We start from the raw sequence: 11,184 nt of genomic DNA on the forward strand, positions 1-11,184 counted from the left end.
AGTGAGGGGCGATCTGTCGACATCGGCCCTATCGTGGAGTGTGGCGACTGCGAAGGGAGCACGTGATGACCGAACAAGATGCGACATTCGACCCGGAGGCTCCGGAATCAGATGCGCTCGAACAATCGACACCCGTAGATCCGAACGCCCCCGAAGAACCCGATCTGACCGACATTCCACTCGACGCGCCAGTGGCTGACGTGGTGGATCAACGAGTCGAGGTCGCGGTCGACGACGACTACCGGCCGTCGTGATCGAGGCCGTGTCGGGGCGGTAAGGCCTCCTACTTCTGGCACCGGGTGGCACTAGTCGTCCCACATGGCGCATGATCGCTAGGTGAACCGAACTGGTGATGACTCCGGCAAACCCACCATGCTTCCGATGCCAGGTATTTCCGCGTCCGCCTCGTCCAGTCCGTCGCCCGGCCCGTCAGCGTCGGCGATGCGGCGAGTTCTCCGTCGCGCACGCGATGGAGCAACCCTGAACGTCGACGAGGCGGCAACGCTGCTGCAGGCGCGGGGAACCGATCTGACCGATCTGTGTTCCTCGGCAGCCAAGGTTCGCGATGCCGGGCTGCTGGCAGCGGGTCGGCCGAACACCGTGACGTATTCGCGGAAGGTTTTCATTCCGCTGACCCGTCTGTGCCAGGACAAGTGCCACTACTGCACGTTCGTCACGGTGCCCGGGAAACTGCGTGCCGCTGGGCACGGCATGTTCCTGGAGCCGGACGAGGTTTTGGACATTGCCAGGGCAGGCGCCGAATTGGGCTGCAAGGAAGCGTTGTTCACGCTGGGTGATCGCCCCGAGGCTCGCTGGCCGGAAGCAAAGCAGTGGCTGGACGAACGCGGCTACGACTCCACCCTCGACTACGTGCGGGCGATGTCGATCCGGGTGCTCGAGGAGACCGGACTGCTCCCGCACCTCAATCCCGGTGTGATGAGCTGGCAGGAACTCTCGCGGCTCAAGCCCGTTGCTCCGTCGATGGGCATGATGCTCGAGACGACCGCTACCCGCCTGTTCACCGACAAGGGCGAATGCCACTACGGCAGCCCGGACAAGGACCCAGCGGTTCGGCTGCGCACCCTGACCGACGCAGGCCGACTGAACATCCCGTTCACCACGGGAATTCTTGTGGGCATCGGGGAGAACTTTCTCGAGCGTGCCGAATCGATCATGGCGATACGCAAGTCGCAGAAGGCGTTCGGGCACATCCAGGAAGTGATCATCCAGAACTTCCTGGCCAAACCTGATACCGCGATGCGCGATACCCCTGATGCAGGACTCGACGAATTTCTCGCGGCCATCGCCGTCGCACGCCTGTTGCTCGGGCCGACGATGCGGATTCAGAGTCCGCCGAATCTCGTCTCGAACAGCGAGTGCCTCGCACTGCTCGGCGCCGGTGTGGACGACTGGGGCGGGGTGTCACCGTTGACCCCCGATCACGTCAACCCGGAGCGTCCGTGGCCGAATCTCGAGACCTTGGCGGAGATCAGCGCCGAAGGCGGCTTCACCCTGACCGAACGCACTGCGGCTCAGCCTGCATATGTCCTGGCCGGGGCTCCGTGGATCGATCCGCGCATTGCGGGCCACGTGCAGGCACTGGCGGACCCCAAAACCGGCCTCGCCCGACCCGACACCAAACCGGTGGGTCGACCGTGGCAGGAACCGGACGAGTCGTGGGAATCGAGCGGACGCGTCGATCTCAATACCGAGATCGACACGGACGGGCGCAACACCGAGACCCGCAGTGACCTGGGCAGTGCGTTCGGCGACTGGGAGACCGTGCGCGAACAGGTCCTCGAGCTCAGTGCTCCGATTCGCGTCGACACCGATCTGCTGGCTGCGCTGCGCAGTGCCGAACGCGACCCGGCCGGATGCTCCGACGACGAGTACCTGGCCCTTGCCACGGCGGAGGGCCCGGGCCTGGAAGCTGTTGTGGCACTGGCGGATGCGCTACGCAAGGATGCCGTCGGCGAGGACGTCACCTACGTGGTGAACCGGAACATCAACTTCACCAACATTTGCTACACGGGCTGCCGGTTCTGTGCATTCGCGCAGCGCAAGGGCGACGCCGACGCCTTCACACTGTCGGCAGAGCAGGTCGCCGACCGTGCGTGGGAAGCGCACGTCGCCGGCGCGACCGAGGTGTGCATGCAGGGCGGTATCGATCCGGAACTTCCCGTCACCGGTTACGCCGACCTGGTCCGGGCCGTCAAGAAGCGCGTGCCGTCGATGCACGTCCACGCGTTCTCGCCGATGGAGATCGTCAACGGTGCATCGCGCAGCGGTGAAAGCATCAGGGATTGGCTGACCGCTCTGCGTGAGGCGGGCCTGGACACCATTCCCGGTACGGCAGCGGAGATCCTCGACGATGAGGTGCGCTGGATCCTCACCAAGGGCAAACTGCCGACGGCGGAGTGGATCGAAGTGGTCACAACGGCCCACGAGGTGGGACTGCGGTCGAGTTCGACGATGATGTACGGGCATGTCGATCAGCCGCACCACTGGGTCGGGCACCTGAACGTTCTTCGTGGAATCCAGGACCGTACAGGAGGATTCACGGAGTTCGTGCTGCTGCCGTTCGTTCACCAGAGTGCGCCACTGTACCTGGCGGGCGCTTCACGGCCAGGGCCGACCAACCGGGACAACCGCGCTGCGCATGCACTGGCACGCATCATGCTGCACGGTCGTATCCCCAACATCCAGACCAGCTGGGTCAAGCTCGGGATCACCGGAACGCAGATGATGCTCAACGGCGGAGCCAACGACCTCGGCGGAACGCTGATGGAGGAGACGATCTCGCGGATGGCAGGCTCCGAACACGGGTCCGAGAAGACCGTCGCGGAACTGCGCGCCATCGCCGAAGGAATCGGACGCCCGGCGCGCGAACGAACCACCACACATGCACGACGCGAAGGAGCGATTGCCTGATGGCTGACGTACTGGGGGACCGCAAGGTCGTCGAGGTTCTCGATCGAGCGGTGTGGGGGATCAACCCGGTTCTCGATCTCGCCTACAGTGATCCGCTCGGTATCAAGCGTCGGACCTTCGAGCCGACCGATCCCGAGCGAAATGCCGCAGCGATGGTGTTGGACGCGGCGGCCTGGGTCCTCGACGTCGTCAAGTTCCCCGGGACGGCGGCGTGGTCGGTGATGACCGACGAGCAGCGCTCGAAGTGGTGGACGACCCGGTTGGGTGCACTCAACACCGTTGCCGTCGCGTTCCCCGGCATCTTCGGCGTCCTCCTCAATCGGCTGCCGATCCAGGACCTCTTGGCATTCGCGAATCAGGCCGTTGTGCTCGTTGCGGTTGCCCGTGAACACGGAGTGACTGAGCGGGATCAGCAGGTGGACCTCCTGGCGTCGGTGCTGTGCCGGCGTGAGACCAAGTCCCGAGATCTGCTCGCCGGTGAGGATTTCGCCGAAAAGTCGGTCAGCGGTGCCGACGAGACCTGGCGCCCGTTCGCGCTCATCGGCACCTTGTGGCGCACGTCCAAGACTTTTCGTGCCATCACGGACGAGCTGCACAAGCGGCCGTCGCGGACAAAACCGTACGAGATTTTCGGCAAGATTCCGGTGGTCGGCGTCGTGGCGGATTATCTCGGTGAGCGCGGCGCTTTGGTCCGCGCGGCTGCTGCGGGGGAGAAGTGGATCGCGATTCGGTCGAGGAACATCACCGCAGTAGGCTGAAATGTGTTACCCCCGCCTGCTCAGAGTCGGTTGGCAGGGGGATAATAGGCTGTTCCCGCGGTACGTGAGAGTCGTATCGGATTTTCGGCCCCTTGCAACTGCGTGTTGCGGCGGCGATGCACGACAGGAAGGCAGGGAGATCGGCAGTGACCTACACGATTGCTGAACCGTGTGTAGATGTGATGGACAAGGCGTGCATCGAAGAATGCCCTGTCGACTGCATCTACGAGGGTGGACGCATGCTTTACATCCACCCCGACGAGTGTGTCGACTGCGGCGCGTGTGAGCCTGTCTGTCCCGTCGAAGCCATCTTCTACGAAGACGACGTCCCGGACCAGTGGAACGCGTACATCAGCACCAACGTCGATTTCTTCGACGATCTCGGTTCGCCGGGTGGAGCGGCCAAGCTCGGCAAGGTCGACTACGACACGCCGTTCATCAAGGCGCTGCCTCCCATGGGTGAGGAATAGAGATCTTGTCTCGTACTCCGGTGGCCGCTGGGCTTCCTGATTTTCCGTGGGATTCGCTCGCCGACGTCACGGCGAAGGCGCACTCTCATCCCGACGGCATCGTGAACCTGTCCGTGGGAACGCCGGTTGATCCCGTTGATCCGGTGATACAGGAGGCTTTGTCCTCTGTTGCCGAGATACCCGGATATCCGACGACGCACGGCACGCTCGCACTTCGCGAGGCCGTAGCGGAGTCACTCGATCGCCGTTACAACATTCCCGACGTCGATCCGGCAGCGGTCCTGCCGGCGATCGGCACGAAGGAAATGATCGCGTGGCTGCCGACATTGCTCGGTCTCGGAGCCGACGATCTCGTGGTCATTCCGGAGTTGGCATACCCGACGTACGAGGTCGCGGCGAAGCTGGCAGGCGCTCGCGTCCTGCGCGCCGACGGCTTGAACAAGCTCGGTCCCGAGTCGGCGGCGATGATCTTCGTGAACTCGCCGTCGAACCCCACCGGCAAAGTGCTCGGCCTCGAGCACTTGCAGAAGGTCGTGGCCTGGGCGCGCGAGCGCGGCGCGATCGTCGTCTCCGACGAGTGCTACCTCGGATTGACGTGGGAAGCGGATGCGCTCTCCATTCTCGATCCCCGTGTCAACGACGGCGATCTGACCGGTTTGCTTGCGGTCCACTCGCTTTCGAAGACGTCCAATCTCGCGAGCTATCGCGCGGGGTTCGTCACCGGTGATCCGGCTTTGGTGTCGGAACTGCTCGAGGTGCGTAAGCACGCGGGCATGATCCTGCCGCTGCCGATCCAGGCGGCGATGACCGCAGCTTTGGGCGACGACCAACACGAGAACATCCAGCGCGAGCGGTACCGCGAGCGTCGCAGCGTGTTGATCGAAGCTGTTCGAGGCGCCGGATTCACCGTCGACAATTCCGAGGCGGGTCTGTACCTCTGGGCGACGCGCGGCGAGGAATGTCGAGCGACGGTCAGTTGGTTCGCCGATCGTGGGATTCTCGTTGCCCCCGGTGAGTTCTACGGTCCGAGCGGGAGCAAGCACGTGCGGATCGCGCTCACTGCAACAGACGAACGAATCGCCGCGGCAGCAAAGCGCCTCTCCGCCTGAACCGTGTGCTTTCCCAGGTGTCAGGTTCCCTGATGTCGGTATCGGTCCGATGTAAGGTCGCGCTGTGACCACCTCAGGGACCGGCGGCTTGGACGCGGTACTGATTTTTGCTGTCGTTGTCGCCTCGGTTGCACTGATGCTCGTGTGGTTGAAAAGTCGTCGAGTTTTCGGAGAATTCCCACTCTCGGCAGCTCTCCTCTGGCTGATGATTGCAGTGCCGTCCATCCTGCAGGCGCTGATACCAGGACTACTCGAGATGTTTCGTCGTGATCCCGCGTTGATTCGCGACGGTCAATGGTGGCGCATTCTGACCTCCGTGCTCGTCCAGGACGGAGGGGTCGCAGGAACCGTCACCAATCTCGTGACGCTGGCCGTGGTTGCACCGCCTGCGTTCCGGCTCTGGGGCGCCGCACGTGGCTGGGCTCTCTTCCTGTTCGGTCAACTGTTGTTCGGTTTGCTGACCACCGCAGTCTTTCCGTCGACCGGCGCAGGAAACTCCGGTGCCACACTTGCTCTGGCAGCGGCGGCCGCGGGGATCGGTGTTCTGGTGCGCCCGCGAATGCCTGAGATTGTTCTGACGGCCGTGATTGTCGTCGGCGGCGCAACCCTGGTGACGGTCGATGACGCGCACGGATTCGCCGTTCTTTCCGGGGCGCTCTTGGGGGCGGCGCTGGTGACGCTGTTCCCTCCGCACTCGATAGATGCGCGTCGGGCAGGAGAAAGTTTGCGACCATCGGCGCTGTGAGATGCTGTCGTGGTGCTGCTGAGATCACTGAACCCCCTTGCTGTCGCCCGCGGTGACGACCTCGACGCCGCCGTGACGATCGGTGACACAGTTCTCTCGCGGAGTGCCATTCTCGGTGCCGCGACCTCGGTCGCGGAACGAGTGGCGCAGGCCGATCGGGTTGCCGTATTGGCAACTCCCACAGCAAAAACGATCCTCGCCGTCGTCGGGGCATTGATTGCCGGTGTCACCGTTGTGCCGGTCCCGCCGGACTCGGGGAAGGCTGAGCGGGAGCACATTCTGCGTGACTCGGGTGCTCAGGCGTGGCTCGGTGAAACGGACGACCACTGCGACACTCTGCCGGTAGTTCCCGTCCGGTTGCACGCTCGCTCGTGGCACAGCTATCCCGAACCGGCACCGCAGTCCACAGCATTCGTCCTGTACACGTCCGGAACCACTGGCCCACCGAAGGGCGTTCTGCTCAGTCGCTCGGCCATCGCAGCCGGGATCGACGCGCTCGCCGAGGCCTGGGACTGGACGTGGCGAGACACGCTCGTGCACGGGCTTCCGCTCTTCCACGTGCACGGACTGATCCTCGGAATCCTCGGCCCCCTCCGGATCGGCAGCCGGGTGATCCACACCGTCAAGCCGACGCCGGAAAATTACGCCCGGGCGAAAGGCTCCCTCTACTTCGGTGTTCCCACCGTCTGGTCGCGTATCGCCGAAGACGAAGAAGCTGCCCGCGCGTTGTCCGGTGCCCGACTTCTGGTTTCCGGTAGTGCGCCGCTTCCTGTGCCTGTCTTCGAAAAGCTGCGGGACCGAACAGGATTGACGCCCATCGAGCGATACGGCATGAGTGAGACGATGCTGACTTTGAGCACACGTTTCGACGGCGAGCGACGCCCAGGGTGGGTCGGCGTGCCGCTGCGCGGAGTCGAGACTCGTCTTCGTGACGAGAAGGGCAACGACGTGCCACACGACGGCGAGAGTATCGGCGGTCTACAGGTACGTGGGCCGATGCTTTTCGACGGCTACTTGAACCGTCCAGTCGCAACCGCCGAGTCCTGGACGGAGGACGGCTACTTCAAGACCGGTGATGTCGCCGTCATCGACGAGGGTGGGTTCCACCGAATCGTCGGCCGCGAATCCATCGACTTGATCAAAACCGGTGGATTCAGAGTCGGCGCCGGCGAGATCGAGACCGCCATCCTCGGGCACCCTTCGGTGTCCGAAGTTGCGGTGATCGGTGTCCCCGACGCCGATCTGGGTCAGCGGATCATCGCCGTCGTAGTCCGTAAGCCCGGGAGCCCCGAGGTCACCGAAGCTGAATTGGTCGAGTTGGTCGGGGCTGAGTTGTCGGCGCACAAGCGTCCCCGTGAGGTTCGCTTCGCCGAGACTCTGCCGCGTAACGCGATGGGCAAGGTCCAGAAGCGCGAGCTCTTCTGAGAAGAGTGGTTTGCTGAAAAGTCGCTGTGACGCTTGAAGGTTCGTGACTTCGGTCGGACTGTCCCGGAATATGGGCTCGTCGGTTCTCCGACGATTCAGCGCTAGTTGGAATTTCTGTGTTCTTGGCTACACTACCGCCCGGTAGGGATAGCTCCAGTCGCACGCATGCCGTCGGTATGTCCTAGTGCGAGTGGCCTCGGAAGGGCAGATTTCATGGCGGGCGGACGGCATTCGAGTCCTGACAGCGGGCGATCGATCGGGTTCTACGCAGTGGGTGGGTTGGTTGCCGTCGCGGTAGTCGCTACCGGGGTGGTGGTCTTCAAGGCAACACAGTCCGATTCCTGCGAGAGTGTCGACGAGTACTCGCTGGCAGCAGATCCTGCGATCGCGCCTGCAGTCACGGAGATCCTCGCAGAATCGTCGCCGGAGCAGACAGGCTGTTCGCGGATCACGGTCACCTCTGCGTTGCCAGGCGACGTAGCGGGAACCCTGGGCAAGGGCGTGGACGCACCGGACATGTGGATACCGGATTCGACAGCGTGGGTCGGCAAAGCTGCACTGACGGCCAAGGGGCCGGTCGCTGCCGCCGGCGGTTCGATCGCCACCTCGCCTGTCGTCCTCGCGTCCGGCGGTGGCGAGCAGTTTGCCAGTTGGCTCACGGCGCTTCAGGTTCCCGATCTCGCGCTGGGCAATCCGTTGTTCACCGGGGTTGCGTCGGCGCCCATTCTCGGAGCCCTCGCGGAGACCGGGGCCACCTCCGAATCGGTTCGAGCGGCCCTGGTGCCCCATGCCCAAGCAGAGAGCGTTCGTACCGAAGATCAGCCGGTTGGGCAGAAGATGCTCACCGAATTGGTCAGCTCCGGCAAGGTCGGTGTTTCGACCGAGCAGCAGGTAGTCGAGTTCACGAAAGCCGAGTCGAAGATTTCCGCGACAGTACCGGCGACGGGAACCATGATCATGGATTACCCCCTGGTGGTCAGTGCCTCGGCACCGGATCGGCACTACGCGGCAGCGAAGAAGAGTGACGCCATCGCTGAGCTGTTGCACAGTGAATCTGCTCAGGAAGTGCTGACACGCAGCGGTTTCCGTACCTCCGCCGGTGGGGCTGTCGAAGGCGGAGTTGGTGACGTGACGGCCTTGACGGTCTCCGAACAGTCGGTGGCCGATCAAACGCTGGGCGCTTGGGCTCTGATGGCCAAGCCGATCCGGACACTCGTTGCGATCGACGTGTCTGCGTCGATGGACTACCCGGCAGCAGGCGGCAAGACGCGCATGCAGTTGACCACTGCTGCCGCTCTCGCCGGCAATCAGGTCTTCCCGGACAGTGTCGCTGCCGGTCTCTGGGCGTTCTCCCAAGGTATGAACGGAACCCAGGACTTTCAGGAATTGGTGCCGATCAGGCGCTACGACACCATCGTCGACGGCATGACTCAGCGAAAGTTGATGGCTGATCAGGCGAACCGTCTCACCGAGCTCAAGCGTGGCGCCACCGGTTTGTATGACACGACTCTGGCCGCCTTCCGTAAGGTGCAGGAATCGTACGATCCGCGAGCGGTCAACAGCGTCATCATCTTGACCGACGGTGCCAACGAAGATCCCGACAGCATCAGCCGTGAACAGCTGCTCGATGTTCTTGCACGCGAGCAGGATCCGGCGCGTCCGGTCATCATCGTCACCATCGGCATCACCGATGACGCCGATGCGGCGGCACTCGCCGATATCTCCCGCGTGACGGGCGGTTCGACGTACATCGCTCGAGACCCCTCGGAGATTTCCGAGGTGTTTGTGAACGCACTTGCTCACCGAGGATCGTGAGCCACGCCGAGGACCTCAGGCCGCGTCGGGACCGGCCCAGGGCGTCGGAAGTGGCGGAGCCTCAGACGAATATCGGTGCCCGGTAGGTGTCGTCGTGGTGAAGGTGTGCCGGGTACCTGGTACAGGTTCGGCAGACCAGTCCGAGCCCTGTTTCGCGTAGTTGCATGCCGCGCACAACCCGGCACCGTTGGCTGCGCTGGTGAGGCCACCCCTGGAGTGATCGCGGATGTGGTCGCGGTGGCGAACCGGCGCGTCGCACCACAGAGTGCGGCAGCTTCGATCACGAAGTTCGATCAATCGCGCCAGTCCTTTCGGGAAGGTCCTCGCCGTGGATTCCATTGCGGTCAGCGCGCCGGTGTCGGGGCGTGCGTAGAGCTTTCGAACCGTTGTCATGGTTTCGGAGTCCTCGCCGGACAAGGTGATCCATTCACGTGCGATGGCTGCTGGAACAGGTCCGTACCCGTGGACGTGGGCAGGGTCGGAACCGTCGCCGAGTAGCGACTGGTCGGAGACAATCAGATTCACCGTAACGGGTGTCGGTGTGGCGCGGCCGATTCCGGTGACTCGCTCCACCAGGAGATCAGCCATGATCTGAGCTCGCGTGCGCTCGTCCCCGCCGGCAAGTACGGAATCTGCATCGCGGCCGAGCGTGGCATATACGACGGTACCCGCGGCAGCGGGAAGTAGGACATTGAGCCAGCACATCGTGTCGGGCGCAGGCCGAGACGTCACACGTCTGTCTCGTACGGCTTTGCGTGCTCGTCTGGCAACACTGTCTGCGTCTATTTCCGCAGTGCGTGCGCGGATTCTTTCTGTCAGTTGGTGGGTGCCTCATCCGTCCAAGATTGCAGCGTCGCAGCAGAACTCGCGATCCAATGCAGCGCGATCCTGGACTGTGAGACACGCAGTTTCACGCATGAGAATTGTTGCTTGATGCTCACTGATGGAGCCACGGACGAGTAGTCGAAGTGTGTGCGGCATCTCGTCGTTCAGTGCCCGGGCCAGGTTGAGATGCTGAGTTCCGAACCATGCCGACTCTCGCCGTGCGAGGGCAATCTGCGCGTTGATTCCACGGCCCTGGTGTGGGCGCGGAACTCCCCGTTCGCCGCGGTCCTTGCGGGTTACCGTGTCGAGATCGGCAGCCAGCAATGCCTGGGCGCCAGCGCAACTGGCCTTCAGCTCTTCCAGTGCGCGTAGTAGATCCACGCGAGCTGCGTTGTCGATGGAACGATCCATGCTGACGAGTGACGCTCGGAATTGTCCGATCGTCTCTTCGGATATCGCCTGTTTGGATATCGCCTGTTCAGATACTTTCGTCGTCACTTTTACCCCCCGGTAGTGTCGAACATACATTCGATACTACCGTCGACAATGAACGCACGCAACGGCTTTCTCTGTTGGCGTCCGAAAGTTCCGACAGTTCGGTTTTTCATGGTTGACTGGTCCTCATGATCGAGTTGAGGGGATTGACCAAGGTTTACGGACCGACGAAAGCGGTGGACGATTTGTCGTTCACGGTCAAGCCGGGCATCGTGACGGGCTTTCTGGGCCCCAACGGTGCGGGTAAGTCGACGACGATGCGGATGATCCTGGGTTTGGATCAGCCGACGTCGGGTGCGGCGTTGATCGACGGCAAGCCGTACCGGGAGCTCAAGACGCCGTTGCGGACGGTGGGCGCGTTGTTGGATGCGAAGTGGGTGCATCCCAATCGCAGTGCGCGGGCGCATCTGCAGTGGATGGCTGCTTCGAACGGGATCCCGAAGTCCCGCGTGGACGAGGTGCTCGGGTTGGTCGGGTTGTCCGAGGTGGCGGGCAAGAAGGCCGGCGGGTTCTCGTTGGGTATGTCGCAGCGTCTCGGGTTGGCGGGTGCGTTGTTGGGTGATCCGAAGGTGTTGTTGTTCGACGAGCCGGTCAACGGTCTCGATCCGGAG

General features: G+C 63.2%; 9 protein-coding genes and 1 pseudogene. 9 read left to right on the plus strand and 1 reads right to left on the minus strand.

Annotated features, from left to right (window positions below; genetic code table 11):
- Positions 1–65: 65 nt before the first annotated feature.
- From AC1DVN_RS12330 to AC1DVN_RS12365, 8 genes are all read left to right on the plus strand, one after another.
- Positions 66–254, plus strand: a complete 189-nt coding sequence (locus AC1DVN_RS12330; protein WP_003945217.1) for a hypothetical protein — start codon at positions 66–68, stop codon at positions 252–254.
- A gap of 118 nt (positions 255–372) precedes the next feature.
- Positions 373–2,931 (plus strand): bifunctional FO biosynthesis protein CofGH, encoded by a 2,559-nt coding sequence (locus AC1DVN_RS12335; RefSeq protein WP_019744516.1) that lies wholly within the window; start codon positions 373–375, stop codon positions 2,929–2,931.
- Positions 2,931–3,689: a hypothetical protein gene (locus tag AC1DVN_RS12340; protein WP_020908480.1), complete on the plus strand. Its 759-nt coding sequence runs from the start codon at positions 2,931–2,933 to the stop codon at positions 3,687–3,689. The genes AC1DVN_RS12335 and AC1DVN_RS12340 overlap by 1 nt, the downstream gene beginning before the upstream one ends.
- Before the next feature lie 146 nt (positions 3,690–3,835).
- Positions 3,836–4,159 (plus strand): ferredoxin, encoded by a 324-nt coding sequence (gene fdxA, locus AC1DVN_RS12345; protein ID WP_003945248.1) that lies wholly within the window; start codon positions 3,836–3,838, stop codon positions 4,157–4,159.
- A 5-nt stretch (positions 4,160–4,164) separates the two neighbouring features.
- Positions 4,165–5,268 carry a succinyldiaminopimelate transaminase gene (gene dapC / locus AC1DVN_RS12350; protein WP_021332787.1) on the plus strand — a complete coding sequence of 368 codons (1,104 nt, stop codon included), beginning with the start codon at positions 4,165–4,167 and terminating at the stop codon, positions 5,266–5,268.
- 64 nt (positions 5,269–5,332) lie between these two features.
- A complete protein-coding gene (locus tag AC1DVN_RS12355) occupies positions 5,333–6,013 on the plus strand; it encodes a rhomboid family intramembrane serine protease (RefSeq protein WP_195790686.1) in 681 nt (226 codons plus the stop codon).
- Between the two features lie 12 nt (positions 6,014–6,025).
- A complete protein-coding gene (locus AC1DVN_RS12360) occupies positions 6,026–7,438 on the plus strand; it encodes an acyl-CoA synthetase (RefSeq protein ID WP_477993822.1) in 1,413 nt (470 codons plus the stop codon).
- 213 nt (positions 7,439–7,651) lie between these two features.
- Positions 7,652–9,253: a substrate-binding domain-containing protein gene (locus tag AC1DVN_RS12365; RefSeq protein WP_477993820.1), complete on the plus strand. Its 1,602-nt coding sequence runs from the start codon at positions 7,652–7,654 to the stop codon at positions 9,251–9,253.
- Between the two features lie 15 nt (positions 9,254–9,268).
- On the opposite strand, the pseudogene AC1DVN_RS12370 reads toward AC1DVN_RS12365, so the two are convergent.
- Positions 9,269–10,576, minus strand: a pseudogene (locus AC1DVN_RS12370) (HNH endonuclease).
- 125 nt (positions 10,577–10,701) lie between these two features.
- Here AC1DVN_RS12370 and AC1DVN_RS12375 point away from each other — a divergent pair.
- Positions 10,702–11,184: ABC transporter ATP-binding protein (locus AC1DVN_RS12375; protein WP_477993821.1), on the plus strand; the 483-nt coding region annotated here is incomplete at its 3' end.

The organism is Rhodococcus sp. P4_E4 (assembly GCF_056401575.1).

Bases quoted from the DNA above. Each gene is read 5' to 3' on its own strand.
- AC1DVN_RS12330 (WP_003945217.1), top strand. From the start codon at position 66: ATGACCGAACAAGATGCGACATTCGACCCGGAGGCTCCGGAATCAGAT.
- AC1DVN_RS12335 (WP_019744516.1), top strand. From the start codon at position 373: ATGCTTCCGATGCCAGGTATTTCCGCGTCCGCCTCGTCCAGTCCGTCG.
- AC1DVN_RS12340 (WP_020908480.1), top strand. From the start codon at position 2,931: ATGGCTGACGTACTGGGGGACCGCAAGGTCGTCGAGGTTCTCGATCGA.
- AC1DVN_RS12365 (WP_477993820.1), top strand. From the start codon at position 7,652: ATGGCGGGCGGACGGCATTCGAGTCCTGACAGCGGGCGATCGATCGGG.